Annotated in this window: 17 protein-coding genes; 15 read left to right on the plus strand and 2 right to left on the minus strand. The window is 47.7% G+C overall.

Translation table 11 applies throughout. The features are described from left to right. Positions 1-125 precede the first annotated feature (125 nt). The 5 genes from ACDJ59_RS05400 (at position 126) to ACDJ59_RS05420 (ending at position 3453) form a co-directional block, all read left to right on the plus strand. On the plus strand, positions 126-563 hold the full coding sequence (locus tag ACDJ59_RS05400; RefSeq protein WP_036614642.1) for a YlbF family regulator: 438 nt from the start codon (positions 126-128) through the stop codon (positions 561-563). 30 nt (positions 564-593) lie between these two features. Next, positions 594-857, plus strand: coding sequence for a YlbG family protein (locus ACDJ59_RS05405; RefSeq protein ID WP_026080981.1), 264 nt, complete (start codon positions 594-596; stop codon positions 855-857). A gap of 165 nt (positions 858-1022) precedes the next feature. Then, entirely contained in the window at positions 1023-1460 is a 438-nt protein-coding gene (locus ACDJ59_RS05410; RefSeq protein WP_017687436.1) for a hypothetical protein, read from the plus strand. 132 nt (positions 1461-1592) lie between these two features. Next, positions 1593-2516: a selenium metabolism-associated LysR family transcriptional regulator gene (locus ACDJ59_RS05415; RefSeq protein WP_413407895.1), complete on the plus strand. Its 924-nt coding sequence runs from the start codon at positions 1593-1595 to the stop codon at positions 2514-2516. A 67-nt stretch (positions 2517-2583) separates the two neighbouring features. Continuing rightward, positions 2584-3453, plus strand: coding sequence for a PHP domain-containing protein (locus tag ACDJ59_RS05420; RefSeq protein ID WP_413407896.1), 870 nt, complete (start codon positions 2584-2586; stop codon positions 3451-3453). A gap of 142 nt (positions 3454-3595) precedes the next feature. Here the strand turns inward: ACDJ59_RS05420 and ACDJ59_RS05425 are convergent, their stop codons facing one another. Together ACDJ59_RS05425 and ACDJ59_RS05430 are read right to left on the minus strand one after the other, a co-directional pair. Then, positions 3596-4042: an N-acetyltransferase family protein gene (locus ACDJ59_RS05425; RefSeq protein WP_413407897.1), complete on the minus strand. Its 447-nt coding sequence runs from the start codon at positions 4040-4042 to the stop codon at positions 3596-3598. Between the two features lie 378 nt (positions 4043-4420). After that, entirely contained in the window at positions 4421-6193 is a 1773-nt protein-coding gene (locus ACDJ59_RS05430; RefSeq protein ID WP_413409727.1) for an NFACT family protein, read from the minus strand. Positions 6194-6548: 355 nt separating this feature from the next. Here ACDJ59_RS05430 and ACDJ59_RS05435 point away from each other — a divergent pair, with 355 nt between their 5' ends. The 10 genes from ACDJ59_RS05435 to def all read left to right on the plus strand — a co-directional run bounded on the left by ACDJ59_RS05435 (position 6549) and on the right by def (position 19246). Continuing rightward, a complete protein-coding gene (locus ACDJ59_RS05435; RefSeq protein WP_413407898.1) occupies positions 6549-9407 on the plus strand; it encodes a calcium-translocating P-type ATPase, SERCA-type in 2859 nt (952 codons plus the stop codon). Positions 9408-9589: 182 nt separating this feature from the next. Continuing rightward, the gene (gene dapF, locus ACDJ59_RS05440; RefSeq protein WP_413407899.1) at positions 9590-10423 is read left to right on the plus strand and encodes a diaminopimelate epimerase; all 834 of its coding nucleotides are present in this window, start codon (positions 9590-9592) and stop codon (positions 10421-10423) included. Positions 10424-10637: 214 nt separating this feature from the next. Continuing rightward, positions 10638-12527, plus strand: a complete 1890-nt coding sequence (locus tag ACDJ59_RS05445) for a bifunctional homocysteine S-methyltransferase/methylenetetrahydrofolate reductase (protein WP_413407901.1) — start codon at positions 10638-10640, stop codon at positions 12525-12527. 19 nt (positions 12528-12546) lie between these two features. Beyond that, entirely contained in the window at positions 12547-13446 is a 900-nt protein-coding gene (locus ACDJ59_RS05450) for a YicC/YloC family endoribonuclease (protein WP_413407902.1), read from the plus strand. Positions 13447-13497: 51 nt separating this feature from the next. Next, positions 13498-13758, plus strand: coding sequence for an extracellular matrix/biofilm regulator RemA (gene remA, locus ACDJ59_RS05455; RefSeq protein ID WP_006209218.1), 261 nt, complete (start codon positions 13498-13500; stop codon positions 13756-13758). 13 nt (positions 13759-13771) lie between these two features. Further along, positions 13772-14344 (plus strand): guanylate kinase, encoded by a 573-nt coding sequence (gmk, locus tag ACDJ59_RS05460; protein ID WP_017687445.1) that lies wholly within the window; start codon positions 13772-13774, stop codon positions 14342-14344. Positions 14345-14501: 157 nt separating this feature from the next. Next, the gene (gene rpoZ, locus ACDJ59_RS05465; protein WP_091028645.1) at positions 14502-14714 is read left to right on the plus strand and encodes a DNA-directed RNA polymerase subunit omega; all 213 of its coding nucleotides are present in this window, start codon (positions 14502-14504) and stop codon (positions 14712-14714) included. 138 nt (positions 14715-14852) lie between these two features. Next, entirely contained in the window at positions 14853-16088 is a 1236-nt protein-coding gene (gene coaBC, locus ACDJ59_RS05470; protein ID WP_413407903.1) for a bifunctional phosphopantothenoylcysteine decarboxylase/phosphopantothenate--cysteine ligase CoaBC, read from the plus strand. Between the two features lie 3 nt (positions 16089-16091). Further along, positions 16092-18641 carry a primosomal protein N' gene (gene priA, locus ACDJ59_RS05475; protein WP_105599619.1) on the plus strand — a complete coding sequence of 850 codons (2550 nt, stop codon included), beginning with the start codon at positions 16092-16094 and terminating at the stop codon, positions 18639-18641. Between the two features lie 116 nt (positions 18642-18757). Further along, on the plus strand, positions 18758-19246 hold the full coding sequence (def, locus tag ACDJ59_RS05480) for a peptide deformylase (protein ID WP_413407904.1): 489 nt from the start codon (positions 18758-18760) through the stop codon (positions 19244-19246). Positions 19247-19255: the final 9 nt, after the last annotated feature.

Raw genomic sequence — 19255 nt, forward strand, 5'->3', positions numbered from 1 at the left:
GGCGAATCTTCGAGTTCCCCCTATTTCTAATTGCAGGAAAAACTCTTCTTAACTATTCATGGATATGCTATGATGAGGTAGTCTACGTTAAGTAGAACTTTATATATAGATAGGATGAATATTTCATGAGCGTAGCGGAAATGAACACGGTCGATATGGCCCAAGTGTTAACGGGCGCATATGAACTGGGCGACATGATTAACCAATCTGCCGAAGTATCGGATTATTTATATTGGAAGCAGCAAGTCGAGACTACCCCTGAGATTCAGATGGGGATTCGGAAGCTGAATGCCAAGAAGGAATTGTTTGAAGAAACACAGCGTTTCGGTCATTTTCACCCGGATTATCATGCAGCAAAAGACCAGGTGAAGGCTCTGGAACAGGAGTTGGAAAATTTCGAGGCGGTAATCCGCTTCAAACAGGCAGAGAAGTCCCTGGATGATATGTTATTCCAGATGTCAGAGACCATTGCATTTGCAGTGTCAACGACCATTAAGGTACCGAGCAATGACCCGAATCCGAAGGGCGGCTGCGGTAGTGGCGGCAAGTGTGGTTGCAGTTAAGTCATCATTATAGAAGGGCGGGGAACGATGATGTTTGCGGAAAGGACAGGATTCATTATTTGGGTCAGTGATTTGAAGGCTGCCCGTAATCTCGAAAAATATGGCACCGTGCATTATATCTCCCGCCGTATGCATTATGTAGTCATGTATGTTAATGCAGAACGGGCAGATGATACGATGAAAAATGTGAAGCGACTTTCCTATGTGCGCAAGATCGAACGCTCGTATCGTAATGAGATCAAAACCGAGTATGCCAGCAAAACGATGGACAAAACGAGCTTTTACGGAATATAGACGAGAAACTGGAGGGACCCTTTGGGGTCGCTCTTTTCTTGAATTATACACAAATTGGCTATTGTGAAAAAAAGTTAAACTTACGCCTTGAGGTTGCGGGACTAATGTTGTAATATATTTGGTAATAAATAGATAGAAAGTCCTATCTGGTGGAGAGTGATTCCCATGCGTGATAAGGTGATGCAACGTTGGAGCACCTACGAGCCGTTTTTCGTGGCTCTTGGAGACAAGAAAGTGGCCGACATCGTCATTACCCATCATGCCAAGATGCGGTATGCAGACCGTATTGAGCCTGCACGTAGTGATGATGACCATATTGCGGCGTGGTTATGGGAGTGTCTGAAGCAGGACCGTATAACACCATACTACCGTAATGAACAGGACGTCTACCTGATTGATGAGGATCTGGTGGTGGTCGCCGAATTTTCCGAACTAGAAGGAGAATATGATATTGCTGGCAACCCGCTGCACAAAATGATTGTAGTTACGTTTCTGGGACGTATGTCGGAGACCATTGAGTTGAGGGACCTGAAGTCATATTATTCATGGTTAAGACATTCAAGAAGAATGACGTTGGTCAAAAATAGCCGTAAGCATAAGTAAGTTGAGTAGATTCAATATGTTGAAATCATAGATTCAAGGATTATCGCATGCAGACAAGCTGCATGCTTTTTTTTGTTGCCAAGCGGGAAATCGGCTACAATGTAGAGAGTGTAATCGAAGAGGGGCGAAGATATGAATTTTCACCAATTGCATATTTTTTATACGGTAGCAGAGAAGGGGAGTTTCTCGGCGGCTGCACAAGCATTACATATGACTCAACCGGCAGTAACGATGCAGATTCAATCATTGGAGGACTATTTTGGCTCCAAGTTATTGCATCGTTCCACCAAAAAAATAGAATTATCCGAGGCTGGCCGAACTTTATTACCTCATGCGAAACGGAGTGTAGAGTTGGTCAGACAGACGGATGAAGCGATGTCGGCGTTTACTCAGATGTTACAGGGCAGACTCCAGCTGGGAGCCAGCTTAACGATCGGGGAATATGTGCTTCCACGCATGCTCGGACCATTTGCACTTCAATATCCGGATATTTCAATTGTCATGAAAGTAATGAATACAACGCAAATTATGGATGATATATTGAAGCACCAGCTTAATTTTGGTCTGATTGAAGCGCCAGTGCACCACCCGGACATGATTGTGGAGCCTGTCATGCAGGATGAGCTGAAACTGATTGTACCTGCCGGGCATGATCTGGCTAAGCGTAGCAAAGTGAATATTGAGGATGTAATGAATTATCCTTTTGTGCTGCGTGAGAAGGGCTCGGGTACTCGTCAGGTGATGGAAGACCAATTGCAAAAGAAAAAAATTGATCCACAGGATATGAATGTTGTGATGGAACTTGGCAGTACAGGAGCGGTAAAATCGGCCGTAGAGGCAGGGGTAGGTATTACGATGTTATCTCCTTCTTCGGTGCAGCATGAACTGGCTCTGGGACTTGTTCATATTGTGGATATCCGCGGACTCGAATTCAAAAGGCAGTTCTATGCCATCCATCTAAAATCGTCCTTGTTGCCCCTGTCAGCAGTCGCTTTCCTGAATTATCTGCGTCAGCAGGAGCAGCCTAAGTCGGTACTTAAGACGGGGAAGGCATAATAGTTGGCGGCATCAATGATAGATAAGATTGAATCATAATCAATTTTACACAAAGGAGCTGTTGATCATGGATCAGCGCCAAGGACGCTGTGATCTTCATACGCATAGTCAGGCTTCCGATGGAATGCAGCCACCTGCTGATAATGTGAAGCTTGCCAAACAAAAAGGGCTATCTGCGGTTGCCCTAACAGACCATGATACAGTAGCTGGTGTAGCGGAAGCACAGCAAGCGGGAAAAGAGTACGATATTAATGTTGTTGCCGGAGTGGAGATCAGCACCCGGGCTGGCGGCAAAGATATTCATGTACTGGGCTATTACGTTAATACGGAGGATGAGATATTCCTGCAACGGTTGGCCGGATTACGAGAAGCGCGAGATGAGCGGAATCATCTGATTATCGCCAAGCTGCAGGAACTCGGGCTTGATATAAGCTGGCAGGAGGTACTGGATGAGCTGGGACGACCGTTAGAGCCGGATGAGAGTATTGGCAGACCTCATATGGCTGATGTGCTGGTGAAAAAAGGCTACGCTGTTGACATGCGGGATGCATTTGATCAGTATCTTGCTGAAGGCAAGCCAGGTTTTGTATCTGTACCCCGCGTTGCACCAGAGGATGCGTGCAAGTGGATCAGAGCCGCAGGTGGAGCCGCTGTGATTGCCCATCCGGGTCTCTATAATGATGATGAATTGGTACGTCGCATCATTGAAGACGCCCTTCCGGATGGCATTGAGGTGTTTCATTCGGACCATGGTCCGGAAGAGGAACGCAGGTATGGTAAGCTGGCCAAGGAATACGACCTCATTGAAACAGGTGGCTCTGATTATCATGGCAAACGGCAAGGTGTTGTTTTCCACGGGGATCTTGGTAGCAAGACCGTAACGGTTGATGTGTTGGAAAGGCTGAAGGCAGCTGCTTCACAGCAAAGGGGAGAGTAAGCGAGACGTTGCAACGCTCTATCTGACTATAATGAATTTTGTATTACTGGATACATTTAAGATCGAAGGAGTAAAGGACATGCAAGCATGATAGGGCTGAACCTTCATGTTTGCATGTCCCTTTTTTTGTTCTCAAAAGAGTCTATGTAATGGAATAGTTTACCCAAGCGCCACGTGTAGCCCCGAGACGTTCGAATAATTGCTGTGCTCGCTCATTGGTCACTGCTGTGATCCAAGACATATATGCACATCCATGGTCACGCGTATATTGCTGACAGTGTGCAAATAATTTGGCTTCTGCTTCGCCTTCTCTGAATGTTTCCGTAACAAATAGGTCATTCATGATGGCGACACGTTCTGCTTTCATCGTGCTGTATGTAAAGAACAGGGTAGAAAATCCGATAAGCTTCCCGTCCTCTTCTGCCACGAATTGAGCACCGATCTGCTGATTAAGCAGGTTGTTTATCAAAAGCTGGATGGATTGATCACCAGGCCAGGGGTTGTTGTAGAATCCCACCACATAGTCATGCATTAATGCCATCAAGGGTTTCAGATCATTAGGTTGAGTTTCTCTGATATCTACGGTCATGGTACACTTCCTTAACAGTAATTTATATTTCTTAGAATTGAATTATTATACATATAAATGAATTAATACTCAATAAAATGATAAATAAGCTGAGCTTCACCTATTACTCAAACATATAATGCAATAACAAAAATCCCCTGAACCGTTAATGGTCAGGGGATTCTGTCTTTGTTACTGTTACATCTATATAATTTGAACTAATCATTTACACGATAACGGAGAGGACAGAAAAAACCTGAAAAAGCGTAGCGTGCGCCTTTATCACCGGATTTTCCCTTGAGAAAAGGGAATCAAAAAATCTGGGGATAACAGCGATTGGAAGGTTGTTCTGTCATCGTAGTGTCAGTGTAAATAATATTTAGTTCAACTTATATAGCCTTATCCATTTTTAATCGTGGATGGCAGACTCTTGATCAATTCATCATTTGGCGTGACAAACAACGTCTTCTGATGATCATAGATCACAAAACCTGGCTTCGCACCACTTGGTTTGCGCACATGACGGATAAACGTGTAATCCACAGGCACACTGCTGGACTCCTTGGCTTGGCTGAAATAGGCAGCAAGCTGTGCTGCTTCTTCCAATGTAGCTTCACCAAAGTCCGTACTGCGAATAACGACATGTGAACCTGGAATGTCTTTGGTATGCAGCCAGGTGTCGTTGGAAGAAGCAAGACGGTTGGTCACGTACTCATTCTGCAGGTTGTTTTTGCCCACAAGAATGTCAATCCCCTCCGAAGAGGTGAACTGGTGTACGGTTGGACGGTCACTTTTCTTCTTCTTTTTACCCTTTTTATTGCGGTCACGAAGGTATCCTTGCTGCACAAGCTCGTCCCGTATTTCCTCAATGTCGTTCATCGATGCAATAGAGAGCTGCTGTAACAGGTTATCGAGATAGTCAATCTCGTCTTTGGTTTTGCCAAGCTGCTCATGAATGACAGCCAGACTGTTCTTGTATTTGTTATACCGCTTGAAATAACGTTGTGCGTTGTCAGATGGTGTAAGCAGCGGATCAAGCTGAATGGTAATGTTGGCTTGGTCTTCATCGTAGAAGTTCACAAGCTCCACGCTCTTGTCCCCTTTGTGGACCTGATGCAGGGAGGCAAACAGCAACTCACCCCATAGTCTGAACTTGTCCGCATCATCCGCTTCCAGAAGGTCCTTGTTCAAGTTGTCCAGCTTTTTGATGTTTTTGCTTCGCTCATTCTGCAGAAAACGGAGTAGATCACTTACTCTTTGTTTTACCGTGTCCCGTTCAGCCTTGTCTCCGTAATAATCTTCCATGCACTTGCTCATCGTGTCATAGGTTTTCTCCACGTCCTGAATGCTCTGAAGATGAACGGCCGAGAAAATCATTTTGCCTTTGGCGTTCATTCCGGTTACAGGCGTGTAGATATGATCTCTGACAGGCCCCATCACGGCTTCAAAAGCGTTCCAGAGTGCACCAGCCTCAACTTGGCTCTCACCCTCCACCACAGCCTGAGTGCTCACTGGGCCTTCAGCAGCAATCCCACGTGCAGCAATCTCTCCCGCAATTAACGGGCTAAGACCGCTAAAGGAGTTCACAAGCCAGCGTGATGCATCTTCCTCAGCGGCATGATAGCTGTCCTCGAATGCTGTACGACTCACTTCGAGCGGATTACTTTTATGTTGCTCGGGTGGGGCAGTATACGCGAATCCAGGCATGATTACCCGGTAACTGCTGATGGACGGAGTCACATGATGAATGCCATCCAGAATCGTTCCTGTAACGGGATCAAGCAAAATAATATTACTGTGACGCCCCATCAATTCAATGATGATCCGTTTAACTGAAACATCCCCCAGTTCGTCGCGCTGGCGCACATTGATGTGGATAATACGCTCCATGCCAATCTGACGGATCTCCTCAATGATGGCACCTTCACAGTGCTTGCGGAGCAACATGCAGAACATGGGTGCTTCCGTAGGGTTAAGGAATGTCTTTTCCGTATAATGCACACGGGGATAGGTTGGGCTTGCCGAAACAAGCAATTTACTATTTCCGCGCTGAGCACGCAGGGTGAGAACTACGTCATGGCCATTCGGCTGATGAATTTTGCTGATACGTCCACCAATGCAGCCTTGCAGTTCATGAACAATGGCCCGTGTTACAATGCCGTCCAATGCCATTTTTTCCACTTCCTCTCTCTATCGAGCATCTGCATTTATCATGCCAAATGCTTCATCTATATAACTGAAACTGCAACCAGGTATGTAAAAAAACAAGGACTGGCTGCAGATTCTTCGTTGCTTGCCTGTTGAACGCTGGAATTGGTACTGCGCAGAACATCGCAGACTTTTATTTTAGCCTATTCTGTCCATCAGGGAAAGGATTCACCTTCCGGGTGCTAATCACAGACCTGTCCGAATACATATAGAGCAGGTAGTTTGTCCGGCATAGTGTACAGCCTGTCGACCAGCGCGCCGGTGAGTCATGTGAGCTTATTTTGCAGATGAAATACAGACTGGGAGGGAAACTTGAAGCATGGAACATACCAAGTGGCATCAACTTAGTGATGAAGAGCTTCGTAACACTCTTGGCGTCAGCCCGCAGGAAGGATTGACGGATGAAGCCGTAGCAGAGAAGAGGAAAGTGGTCGGTTCGAATGAACTGAGCGAGGGGAAACGCATTTCTCCGATTACATTGCTCTTGAATCAGTTCAAGGATTTTATGGTGCTGGTGTTGATGGGAGCAACGTTGGTATCCGGATTACTGGGTGAGTATCTGGATGCGGTAACGATTGTGGCTATTATCGTACTGAATGCAATTCTGGGGTTTGTACAGGAATTCCGGGCTGAACGATCTCTTCGTGCATTGAAACAGTTGTCTGCACCTCTTGCCAAAGTGCTTCGTTCAGGCCAGGAAGTACACCTTGCCGCCAAACAACTTGTCCCCGGGGATATTATCATGGTGGAGAGTGGGGACCGTATACCCGCTGATGTGCGCTGGTTGCAAACGAACAGTCTGGATGTCGAGGAGTCGGCACTTACCGGGGAATCGGTTCCTGTAAGCAAACATTGCCTTCCGATTGCGGACGAGGACGTTCCGCTGGGTGATCAGAAGAATATTGGTTTTATGGGTACCATGGTCACTCGTGGCACAGCCAAAGGTGTGGTTATCCGTACGGGGATGGAGACCGAGATGGGCAAAATTGCCGATCTGATCCAGAATACGGAGGAGCAAGAAACACCGTTACAGCACAGGCTGGAGCAATTGGGCAAAATTCTGATTTTTGTCGCATTGGGATTAACCATTATGGTTGTCGTCGCAGGGATATTGCACGGACAACCAGCCGTTGGCATGTTTCTGGCAGGGGTCAGCCTCGCGGTGGCTGCCATACCGGAGGGTCTGCCGGCAATTGTAACCATTGCACTTGCACTAGGCGTGCAGCGTATGATCAAACGTAAAGCCATTGTACGCAAACTGCCTTCCGTCGAAACTCTTGGTTGTGCATCCGTAATCTGTTCGGATAAGACTGGCACGCTCACCCAGAACAAGATGACGGTAACGGATGTGTGGTTGGAGGGACGTAACATCAAGGTTACCGGGGATGGTTATGCACCTGAAGGGCAGATGCTGGAGAACGGTCGTACGGTGGAACTGAAGAGTGACCAGTCCCTGCGCAGAATGCTTCAGATCAGCGCGCTTTGCAACAATGCGAGTATTGTGGAAAGTGCTGCAAGCGAGGTGGGGAGCAAGAAAAAGGGCAAGGATACCAAAAAGGAAAGCAAGAAAAACACGAAAAAAGGTGACCTCCAAGAAGAAACCGTTCAACGAGACAATGTATTCTGGGAGCTGAAAGGCGATCCGACGGAAGGAGCACTCGTCACACTGGCTTCCAAAATGGGGCTTACTCCTGCCGGACTCAAAGAGTTGTATGCCCGCCAGCAGGAATTCCCGTTTGATTCGGAGCGAAAACGCATGTCGGTCCTGGTTCATCATCAGGGAGGCCGAATGATCTATACCAAAGGTGCCCCGGATGTGTTGATCGGACACTGTAGTTATATTTTGTGGGAAGGCAAGGTCGTACCTTTCACTGGAACACTGCGGCAGAAAGTGATGGCAGCTAACGAGAGCATGGCTGGAGCAGCACTGCGTGTCCTCGGAATGGCCTACCGTGAAGTGCGGCCGGAAGAAAAAGTGGCTGACGAACACGCCGCCGAAAGTCAACTTGTCTTCGTAGGACTTGCGGGTATGATTGATCCACCGCGTCGTGAAGTGCGAGATGCGATTGCGACATGCCGCAAGGCGGGGATACGAACTGTCATGATCACAGGTGATCATGGAACAACGGCAGAAGCCATTGCGCATCAACTCGGGATTCTTCCACGTGGAGGGGCTTCGTTAAGTGGTCAGCAACTGGCAGGCATGACAGACGAGCAACTGGATAAACAGGTAGAGGGCATATATGTTTTCTCAAGAGTGTCTCCTGAACACAAACTTCGCATCGTGAAATCGTTACAGCGCAAAGGGCATGTCGTCGCCATGACGGGTGATGGAGTCAATGATGCTCCAGCTATTAAAGCGGCAGACATCGGGATCGCGATGGGCATTACGGGTACAGATGTCACGAAGGAAGCTTCGGCGCTGATTCTGAGTGATGATAACTTCTCAACCATTGTGGCTGCCATTGAAGAAGGCCGTAATATTTATGAGAACATTCGCAAGTTTATCCGTTATTTGCTGGCATCAAACGTGGGCGAAATATTGACAATGTTCTTTGCGATGATGATGGGGTTACCACTGCCACTCGTACCTATACAGATTCTGTGGGTTAACCTCGTTACGGATGGTTTGCCTGCAATGGCGCTCGGGGTAGATCAGCCGGAAAAAGATTTGATGGAACACAAACCCCGTGGAGCCAAGGAAAACATTTTTGCCCGCAGACTGGGTTGGAAAATCGTCAGCCGGGGTGTGTTGATTGGATTATGCACACTCGGAGCGTTCTGGCTTACCCTACAGGCTGCACCGGATAACCCGGGTCAACTGATCAAGGCACAGTCTGTGGCTTTTGCTACACTCGTTTTGGCGCAGCTTATTCATGTCTTTGACTGCCGTAGTTCGCGGTCGATCTTCCACCGGAATCCTTTACAGAACAAATATCTGGTTCTTGCGGTTATTTCATCGGTTGTACTGATGCTGGTTGTGATGTACGTTGAGCCGTTGCAGCCGATCTTCAAAACGGTACCGCTTGGTTTGCGTGAATGGGCGATCTGTATCGTTGCTGCGGGCATTCCAACGTTCCTTATGGGCGCAGGCAGCGTGTGGGGTGGTCGTCGTAACCGCCGCCGTATGGGTGGTTCTGGCCGCTTCGTACCGAAAAGTACAAAGTTTTCAGCATAAAATCAATACCTTTTCCTTACCTATTTCGGTATGCTATCCTCAAAATGATTCGAAGCGGCAGCTTTGGCATTTTGTAGGATAGCTTTTTTGTGTAAATGTTGAATATGAATTTCTATGGTAATCCTGTAGAAGAGCAAGAATATAGCTTTGGCAGCAGACTGCCAAAAGGAGTGGGCAAGATTATGGAATTTACGAAAATGCATGGACTTGGTAACGATTTTATCGTTGTATTTGGTGAAAAGGAGCTTCCGGCAGATGCAGCAGAATTGGCTGTGAAATGGTGCAACCGTTTCTTTGGCATCGGTGCGGACGGCCTGGTTTATATACTGCCTTCGAAGAAGGCGGACTTTCAGATGCGTATCATGAATTCGGACGGTTCGGAAGCAGAGCAGTGCGGTAATGCCATTCGCTGTGTATCCAAATACGTATACGATCATGGTCACGTGAACCAGGAGCAGATCACCATTGAAACGATTGGTGCAGGGGTACAACCTGTAAGTCTCAACATTCGTGATGGTAAAGTGGAAACGGTTCGTGTGGATATGGGAGAACCAATCCTGAATGGCCTTCAAGTACCTACTACGGTGGATGCCAACCCAGTGGTTGATCACTACATTGAAGCAAATGGACATGCGTTCAAATTCACTGCCGTATCCATGGGTAACCCACATGCGGTTATCTATGTAGATGACGCTGTGAATTTTGACCTCACTACTTGGGGCCCACTTCTTGAAGTGCATCCGATGTTTCCAAAAAAAATCAATGTGGAATTTGCCACAGTTCGTGACCGTGGATATGTGGACATGCGTGTATGGGAACGCGGAGCGGGCCCAACACTAGCTTGTGGAACCGGAGCTTGTGCAACACTGGTATCCTCTGTCCTGAATGGACATACAGATCGTACAGCAGTCATCAGCCTCAAGGGTGGGGATCTCCACATTGAGTGGAATGAAGCTGACAATCATGTGTACATGACTGGACCTGCTGAAGTTGTTTTTAAGGGAATCACTTCATAAAAAGTGGAAGGTTTAACCAAAGAGGCCTGCGGGCCTCTTTTTTTGTCAAAAAGGACAGGTCGTGTCTCCTGTACAGAGACATATTGGGGGCTGTATGGCAAGAAAGTCCATATGAGCTGGATACTCATCAAAAACCTGTGTTTTTCTTCGTTTTTTAGCGTTTTTTGTGTTACATTAGTATGTAAATGATCACAGCTAGGCGGGGGGAAATGGGATGAAGGCGGATTTGCGCAAAGTTATGCAGGAACGGGTTCTCGTTGGAGATGGGGCCATGGGAACATTTCTGTACCAAATGGGGTTCCCGGTAGGGATTTCATATGAAGAATTAAACTTGATTTCACCTGAAGTGGTGGCGGATGTACATCGCCGTTATCGGGATGCAGGTACAGAAATATTTGAAACAAATACGTATTCTGCCAATTACGACAAGTTGTCCAAGTTCGGTCTGGAGTCCAAGGTGGAGGACGTGAACCGTGCCGGCGTACGCATTGCCAAAGAGGTAGCTGGAGATATCGGTTATGTGCTTGGTGCAGTTGGTTCCATTCGAGGTGGCAAGCGGACGAACGTGTCAACGAGTGAACTGAAACGCTTTTATCAACAACAGATCTCTGCACTGCTTGATGAAGGCGTAGATGGCATTTTGCTTGAGACCTTCTATGATATCGAGGAAATGGATATTGCCCTTTTGCAAGCGCGCAAGCTAAGTGATCTGCCCGTGATTGGACAGTTCGCGGTTGAGGATGTAGGACACACACTGGACGGATATACAATGCCTGAAGCCTTCCGGATTATGCGGGAGCAGGGTGCGGATGTAATTGGTTTTAACTGTCGCTCAGGTCCAAACGGGATTATGCGTGCCATGGAAACCGTCTCGGGACGAATTGGTATTCCAATGTCCGTCTACCCGAACGCGGGTGCCGCAGATTATGTGGATGGTCAGTTCCGTTATGGTGCGACTCCGGAGTACTTTGGTCAGACGGCAGTGCAATTTGCTGAACTGGGTGCTCGTATTATCGGTGGTTGCTGTGGTACGACACCTGATCATATTACCGCTATGAAAGAGGCGCTTGCTGACTATGTGCCTTCGCCCATTCTGGAGCCTGATCCGTCAGAATCCAAACCGCGCATCGTGTTGCATGAAAATGTGGATGAGCGTTCCGGACGTGGAGGACAGCCTACAATCGTTGATCTGGTCAAGCAGCGTCACACGGTCATTGTTGAACTTGACCCGCCACGTGACTTGGACATTGCCAAGTTCATGAAAGGTGCCGAGACATTAAAAGCAGCAGGAGCCGATGCCCTGACACTGGCCGATAACTCACTCGCGGTTACACGGATGAGCAACATGGCGCTGGGTCACCTCGTTCAGGATCGCACGGGCCTTCGTCCACTTGTGCACATTGCCTGCCGTGACCGGAACCTAATTGGAACACAGTCCCACATGATGGGTTTTGATGCTCTGGGCATTAATCATGTATTGGCTGTTACAGGAGATCCTGCAAGATTCGGTGATCTGCCGGGTTCAAGCTCGGTATACGATCTGACTTCTTTTGAAATTATACGCATGATCAAACAGTTGAACGATGGAGTGGCTTTCTCAGGTAAACCGCTGAAGCAAAGAGCTGGTTTTGTCATCGGAGCGGCATTTAATCCTAATGTGAAATATTTGGAGAAAGCTGTACAACGTCTGGAGAAGAAAATTGCCTCTGGCGCTGATTACATCATGACACAACCGATCTATGATCCTGAGTTGATTGTAGCAATGCACGAAGCGACCAAACATCTGGATGTGCCCATTTTTGTAGGTGTAATGCCGCTGGCGAGTGGACGGAATGCAGAGTATTTGCACAACGAGGTTCCCGGAATTCAGCTCTCGGATGAAGTGCGTTCCCGTATGGCCGGTCTGGAAGGCGAAGAAGGCCGTGCGATGGGGGTAAAAATTGCCAAGGAATTGCTGGACGTAGCAACAGCACATTTCAAAGGGATCTATCTTATGACACCGTTTATGTTCTACGGCATGACGGCCGAACTGACTCAATACGTATGGGAGAAGTCGGAGCATCAATGTCCTACTTGTTTCAACCCTAATAATCAATTACAATAGTAAAACGGATGTGATGCCGATGTCATTCAGTATGACCGGATACGGTCAATCCGCCTTTCATTTTGGCGGCTATAAGGTACAATTAGAGATCAAATCTGTTAATCATCGTTATTGCGAAGTGATGATGCGTCTGCCAAGAGAGTGGACGTATTATGAAGACTGTTTGAGGAAGATCGTACAGAGTCGTTTGAAACGTGGGCGGATTGATGTTTATGTAATGAAAGAAAAAGAGGAAGACCAGGTTCTTCCCGCTGTTCTGAATGAACAGACGGTCAGGGCCTATCTGCAGGCTGCAGAGCAACTGGAGACCCAATATGGATTGCAGGGCAAACCAAGTATTGTGGATATGCTTGGGCTGCCGGACGTCATGGTTCATTCGGATGGGACAAGTTCCATTCCCGAAGAGCAGAAGGGCGAATGGGAGCGAGTTCTGCAGGAAGGATTGAAAGAGGCTCTGTCCAGCCTTGAACAGATGCGCGCTCGCGAGGGTCTTCATCTGGCCAGTGATCTGGAACGGCGGATTACCCGTCTGGAGTCACTGCATACCGAGATGCTTGATCTTGCACCGACTGTGGTAAGTGATTACCGCAACAAGCTAAGACAAAGGCTTACGGAAATGCAGGAAGAAGGCTCTTTCCCTTTTGATGAGCATAAATTGGGTATGGAAATTGCAATGTTTGCCGATCGTTCTAACATAGAAGAGGAGCTTACGCGTCTACAGAGTCACTTTGGACAGAGCAGGGAACTGCTGAAGAGTGATGAGCCCGTAGGTCGTAAGTTGGACTTTCTAATTCAAGAGATGAATCGGGAAGTCAATACGATTGGATCAAAAGCCAACCATTTGGCTCTGGTGAATCGTGTTGTCGAGATGAAGGCGGAGCTGGAGAAGATTCGTGAGCAAGCTGCGAATATCGAATGAACGGCCACATTTCGGCAAAAGAGTCGCATGTATAGGGGGAAGAACCTGATTATGGCAATCAAACTCATTAACATTGGATTCGGTAACATCGTATCGGCGAACCGGATTATATCCATCGTGAGTCCGGAATCGGCGCCGATCAAGAGAATTATACAAGAGGCAAGAGATCGTCACATGCTGATTGATGCAACGTACGGAAGACGTACTCGTGCCGTAATTATTACGGATAGCGATCATGTCATTTTGTCTGCAGTTCAGCCTGAGACGGTCGCCCATCGTCTTTCTTCGAAAGATGATGATAACGACGAATAAAATGGAGTGTAATATGTCTAAGGGATTACTGGTAGTGTTGTCCGGCCCATCTGGGGTCGGGAAGGGTACTGTATGCAGCGCTTTGCGCAAACGGGTGCCGGAATTGATCTATTCTGTATCGGCGACAACCCGTCAGCCTCGTCTTGGTGAAGAACATGGTGTGAACTATTTCTTCAGAAGTCATGAAGAGTTCCAGAACATGATTGCTGAAGATCAATTGTTGGAACATGCGGAGTATGTTGGTAATTATTACGGAACACCGCGTGATTTTGTGGAGAAAACGATTAACGAAGGCCGCGACATCATTCTGGAGATTGAGGTTCAAGGCGCGTTAAAAGTGAAAGAGAAATTCCCGGAAGGGATCTTTGTTTTCCTGCTTCCTCCTTCATTGGACGAACTGAAAGATCGCATTCAGGGCCGTGGTACCGAAAGCCAAGCGACCATTGATCACCGGATGTCCGTGGCGGTTGATGAGATCAGTCTGCTGGAGCAGTATGATTACGCTGTTGTTAATGATGAAATTGATTTGGCGTGCAAGAGAATAGAAAGCATCATAATCGCCGAACATTGTAAGATCAATAAATAATCCCTTTTGCCGCTGCAGAATGCGATATAAGTGGGGCAGTTGTCATATCATATACTGAAGCACTCCTTCTCGGAATGCCCGGGTGTGAAGACATGCCACATCAGTTCTGTCAGGCGGCAACTTGCGATTATACTAATGCGAAGAGGTGTTTGTTAATATGCTGTATCCTTCTATTGATGAAATGATGAACAAAGTCGACAGCAAGTATTCCCTTGTTGTTGCTGCTTCCCGCCGGGCTAGACAGCTACGTGAAGGTGAAAAATCGGATTTAAGAGGTGCGAGATCCCATAAACAAGTGGGCGTTGCACTGGAAGAAATCTATGGAGACCTGCTCGTTGTCATCAAAGGACAGGACGAAGAAGAAGAGTAAGCCGCCTGCGGCTGCTCTTCAACTGCATACGGCGTAAGCCGGATTAATTGACAACCGCGAGGTTGTTATTTTTTTACGAATAAGCATATTTTAACGGAATCTTCTTTAGACGTCGTATAAATATCGGGGGAAATAAACATGTTGAACGGTAAAAAAATCGTGCTTGGTGTGACTGGCGGCATTGCTGCTTACAAAGCGGCTACATTATGCAGCAGACTGGTGCAAAAGGGAGCGGATGTTCATGTGATTATGACAGCTTCCGCTACACAGTTTATTACCGAATTAACGCTGCAAACGTTGACCCGAAACACCGTATACACCGATACATTTGATGAGCGTGAGCCAGCAGTCGTATCTCATATTCATCTGGCCGATCTGGCTGATCTTGTTCTGGTTGCTCCGGCAACAGCCAATGTGATTGCCAAGATGGCCCATGGCATGGCAGATGATATGCTCTCAACAACCCTTCTTGCCACGACAGCCCCTGTCATGATTGCTCCAGCGATGAATGTACATATGTATGATCATCCAGCTGTAAAGCATAATATGAACCTGCTTGTTGAACGGGGTGCCATGATGATCGAACCGGGTGAAGGTCTGCTTGCGTGTGGATATGTGGGCAAGGGACGTCTGGAAGAACCGGAGAGCATTGTGGATGTGGTGGAACGTTTCTTTGAACAACGCGAGTCTGCAGATATTAGCCGGCAAGGACAAGCTCCATTGTTACAAGGCAAGAAGGTTGTTGTTACGGCTGGAGGTACGATTGAGCGCATTGATCCAGTACGATACATTACGAACGATTCATCTGGCAAAATGGGATTTGCCATAGCCGCAGCTGCGCGTGATCTGGGGGCAGATGTGAAATTGGTTATGGGCAGTACCCAAGCCAAGCCACCGGAGAACGTTGAGTTGATCCCTGTACAGTCTGCACAGGATATGTATGAAGCGGTAACACGCGAGTGGGACGATGCTGATATCGTGGTTAAGGCGGCGGCAGTTGCCGATTATCGTCCAAAGGAAGTTTATACCGAGAAGATCAAGAAGAAAGGCGACACGCTGTCGCTCGAACTTATTAAAAATATAGATATTCTTGAAACGCTGGGCAAACAGAAAACCCATCAGTTTTTGATTGGTTTTGCTGCGGAGACTCAGTCGGTTGAGATGTATGCACGTGAGAAATTGGAACGGAAAAACTGTGATCTGATCGTAGCCAATGATGTAACCCGCACGGGTGCAGGATTTGGAACAGACACCAACGCGGTACATATCTATGACCGGGAAGGTTTGGTGGAGGAGCTTCCAGTGATAGCCAAGGACGATGTGGCTCATCGGTTGCTCCGGATTGCGGCGGAGCGCATTGCCGGGAGGAATTAGGATATGGAGATTGCCAAGGTCATAGTTGATGTTCCCGTGAAGGAAACAGACCGGCCGTTTGATTACCTGGTACCTGAATCGATGAGAGAATGGATCGAGATTGGCAGCCGGGTGGGTGTGCCTTTTGGTCATCGGACGGTGCAGGGATTCGTGATTGATCTTGTGCCGCGTACCGGAGAGGAAACATTCAAGCTTAAGCAGATTCAGGAGTTACTGGACATTGTTCCCCCGTTGTCAAAGGATTTGGTTGAGTTGGCCGAATGGATGAGTGGACGTTATGCCAGTAACCGGATTTTGTCATTGCAGGTCATGGTGCCAACGGCATTGAAAGGGAAAGCAGAGCGATACATCTCGCTGGGAGATGCACTTGATGGACAGATGGCGGGTGCACAACCGGATGATGAGGTATTATTTGTTTGGGGAGAAGAGTCTACGACTGAGAAAGTACAGCAGGATATCATCCGTTTTGTCAAAAGTCGGGGTCAGGTACCGCTGCAACAACTGAGTCGGAAATATCCCAATCATGCTGCACTAATTAAGAAATTATTGCTTGGTGGTGTACTGCTGGAGAGTCAGGCCATCAAGGACAAGTTAAATAAAAAAACGATGAAGTCCGTTGATCTGGCTGTAGATATTGCTGCTGCTCAGGAAGCACTTGCTTCATTCCCGGCGAAAGCACAGCGGCAGAAGGAGATTCTGGCTTTTTTGCTGGAAATGAAAGAACTGCTGCCCATGCCTATGAAAGAAGTGTTATCTACACTACAGGTATCGGCCGCAACGATTAAGGGTCTTGAGGAAAAGGGACTGATCGTCACCGAGGACGTTGAGGTCTTCCGTGACCCTTATCAGGGTAGGACGTTCAAAGCGACTGAACCGCTGGTTCTGACCGATGAGCAAAAACTTGTCTACGACAATATCAATGGCCGATTGCAGGAACAACGCCATGGGGTGTTTTTGTTACATGGTGTTACGGGAAGTGGCAAGACGGAAGTCTATCTTCAAACCATTCAACAATGCATCGAACAAGATCGCCAGGCTATCGTACTGGTGCCCGAGATTGCACTCACACCACAGATGGTAGAACGTTTTAAAGGGCGATTTGGGGACCAAGTTGCTGTTATGCACAGTCGTCTGTCTGGCGGTGAACGTTATGATGAATGGCGCAAGATTCGTGAGGGTCAGGTGAAGGTTGCGATTGGGGCGCGTTCAGCCGTATTTGCTCCATTCAGTCGGCTTGGGTTGATCATTATGGATGAAGAACACGAGACTTCCTACAAACAGGAAGAAACTCCGAAATATCATGCTCGTGATGTAGCGGTAAAAAGAGCACAGCAGCATCAGGCGGTGGTTGTTCTGGGTTCAGCGACACCTTCGCTGGAAAGTTATTACGCGGCACGCTCGCAGAGTAATGATGATTTTGCACCACTCTTACTGGAGATGCCAACACGGGCACTGGGTAACAAGTTGCCTGAAGTGCGGATCGTTGATATGCGTGAAGAGTTGAAAGATGGCAACCGCTCCATGTTCAGCAGGGCTTTGCACAAAGGGTTGGAGGAGCGCTTGGAACGTGGTGAACAGACGGTGCTTCTGCTGAATCGCCGTGGATATTCGACCTTTGTCATGTGCCGAAGTTGTGGATATGTGGCAGGTTGTCCCGAATGTGATATTTCACTGACGTACCATCAGCGCTCGAATAATCTCCGTTGTCATTACTGCGGGTATGCGGAAGCGGCTCCGGAAGTGTGTCCGGACTGTGGAAGTGAGCATATTCGATACTTTGGTACAGGTACACAGCGAGTCGAGGAAGAGCTTGCCAAGCTCTTTCCGGGTATTCGGGTCATTCGGATGGATGTGGATACAACAACGGAAAAAGGGGCGCACGAAAAGCTGCTGAAACAGTTCCGTGAGAAAAAGGCGGATGTATTGCTGGGCACCCAGATGGTTGCGAAGGGACTTGATTTCCCGGATGTAACCCTGGTTGGCGTGATAACAGCGGATTCAGCGTTGAATTTACCTGATTTCCGTGCTGCGGAAAAAACGTTTCAGTTATTAACACAGGTAGCTGGCCGAGCTGGTCGGCACCAATTGCCTGGTGAAGTGTTCGTTCAGTCCTATACGCCGGAACACTACTCCATTGGCCATGCGAGTCAGCATGACTACGTGTCGTTTGTACGTGAGGAATTGCTGCACCGTCGCAATTTGCAATATCCGCCCTACTGTCGCCTGATTCTGGTGACCTTTTCGCATGAGCAGCTTCCGGTTTTGATTCGTCTTGCCGAGAACTACACGCGGATACTGAAAGAGAAGGCTAATGCGGCCGGATGGCTCGGCAGTCTGGATCGATTCAGCAATGATGCCTTTGATGTACTAGGGCCGGTAGCGTCTCCGATTCCTCGGATCAAGAATAGATACAGATTCCAATGTATGATAAAATGGCGGGGGGATGTAGACGCCATAGGACTCGCTCTGGCTACGGCCCGGCGCATGGACGATGATGTTCAGGCGCAAAAATTGCTTATTAGTCTGGATGTAGACCCGCAAATGTTAATGTAAGCATTTTGCAGCAATGCGGATGTAAACAAGCGGTATAAACATAGATTAAAATGAATACCCCCAAAATACAGATATCGTCCTGAAATTATGATGAGGATTAGGAAGGTGCTTACAACATGTCGATTCGCATTATCGTGCAAGAACCAGATGAGGTGCTCCACAAGAAAGCCAAAGAAGTAACCAAAATTACACCAAATGTACAAAAATTGCTGGATGATATGGCTGATACCATGTACGATGCAGAAGGTGTAGGTCTTGCTGCGCCGCAGGTTGGTATTTTGAAACGTCTGATTGTTATCGACGCCGGTGATGAGCAAGGGCTGATCAAGATGATTAACCCGGAGATCATTGCAAGTGAGGGAGAACAATTTGGACCGGAAGGTTGTCTGAGTATCCCTGGAATTAATGGTGATGTTCGCCGTTTCGAGACCGTTACGGTTAAAGGTCTGGATCGTGAAGGCAAAGAGCTGATTATTACGGGTAGTGGCTTGCTGTCCCGTGCATTCCAGCATGAGATTGATCATCTGGATGGCGTACTCTTTACGGATGTCGCCGAGAAAGTGTACGAAATTGCAGCCGACCAAACTGGACCGCGTCGTAATTAAGGAGTGATC

Origin of the sequence: Paenibacillus amylolyticus, from assembly GCF_047302515.1 — a bacterium.
Taxonomy (GTDB): Bacteria; Bacillota; Bacilli; order Paenibacillales; family Paenibacillaceae; genus Paenibacillus; species Paenibacillus amylolyticus_G.

Coding starts and splice junctions, on each gene's coding strand:
- ACDJ59_RS05400 (WP_036614642.1), top strand. CDS start 126: ATGAGCGTAGCGGAAATGAACACGGTCGATATGGCCCAAGTGTTAACG.
- ACDJ59_RS05405 (WP_026080981.1), top strand. CDS start 594: ATGTTTGCGGAAAGGACAGGATTCATTATTTGGGTCAGTGATTTGAAG.
- ACDJ59_RS05410 (WP_017687436.1), top strand. CDS start 1,023: ATGCGTGATAAGGTGATGCAACGTTGGAGCACCTACGAGCCGTTTTTC.
- ACDJ59_RS05415 (WP_413407895.1), top strand. CDS start 1,593: ATGAATTTTCACCAATTGCATATTTTTTATACGGTAGCAGAGAAGGGG.
- ACDJ59_RS05420 (WP_413407896.1), top strand. CDS start 2,584: ATGGATCAGCGCCAAGGACGCTGTGATCTTCATACGCATAGTCAGGCT.
- ACDJ59_RS05425 (WP_413407897.1), bottom strand. CDS start 4,042: ATGACCGTAGATATCAGAGAAACTCAACCTAATGATCTGAAACCCTTG.
- ACDJ59_RS05430 (WP_413409727.1), bottom strand. CDS start 6,193: ATGGCATTGGACGGCATTGTAACACGGGCCATTGTTCATGAACTGCAA.
- ACDJ59_RS05435 (WP_413407898.1), top strand. CDS start 6,549: ATGGAACATACCAAGTGGCATCAACTTAGTGATGAAGAGCTTCGTAAC.
- dapF (WP_413407899.1), top strand. CDS start 9,590: ATGGAATTTACGAAAATGCATGGACTTGGTAACGATTTTATCGTTGTA.
- ACDJ59_RS05445 (WP_413407901.1), top strand. CDS start 10,638: ATGAAGGCGGATTTGCGCAAAGTTATGCAGGAACGGGTTCTCGTTGGA.
- ACDJ59_RS05450 (WP_413407902.1), top strand. CDS start 12,547: ATGTCATTCAGTATGACCGGATACGGTCAATCCGCCTTTCATTTTGGC.
- remA (WP_006209218.1), top strand. CDS start 13,498: ATGGCAATCAAACTCATTAACATTGGATTCGGTAACATCGTATCGGCG.
- gmk (WP_017687445.1), top strand. CDS start 13,772: ATGTCTAAGGGATTACTGGTAGTGTTGTCCGGCCCATCTGGGGTCGGG.
- rpoZ (WP_091028645.1), top strand. CDS start 14,502: ATGCTGTATCCTTCTATTGATGAAATGATGAACAAAGTCGACAGCAAG.
- coaBC (WP_413407903.1), top strand. CDS start 14,853: ATGTTGAACGGTAAAAAAATCGTGCTTGGTGTGACTGGCGGCATTGCT.
- priA (WP_105599619.1), top strand. CDS start 16,092: ATGGAGATTGCCAAGGTCATAGTTGATGTTCCCGTGAAGGAAACAGAC.
- def (WP_413407904.1), top strand. CDS start 18,758: ATGTCGATTCGCATTATCGTGCAAGAACCAGATGAGGTGCTCCACAAG.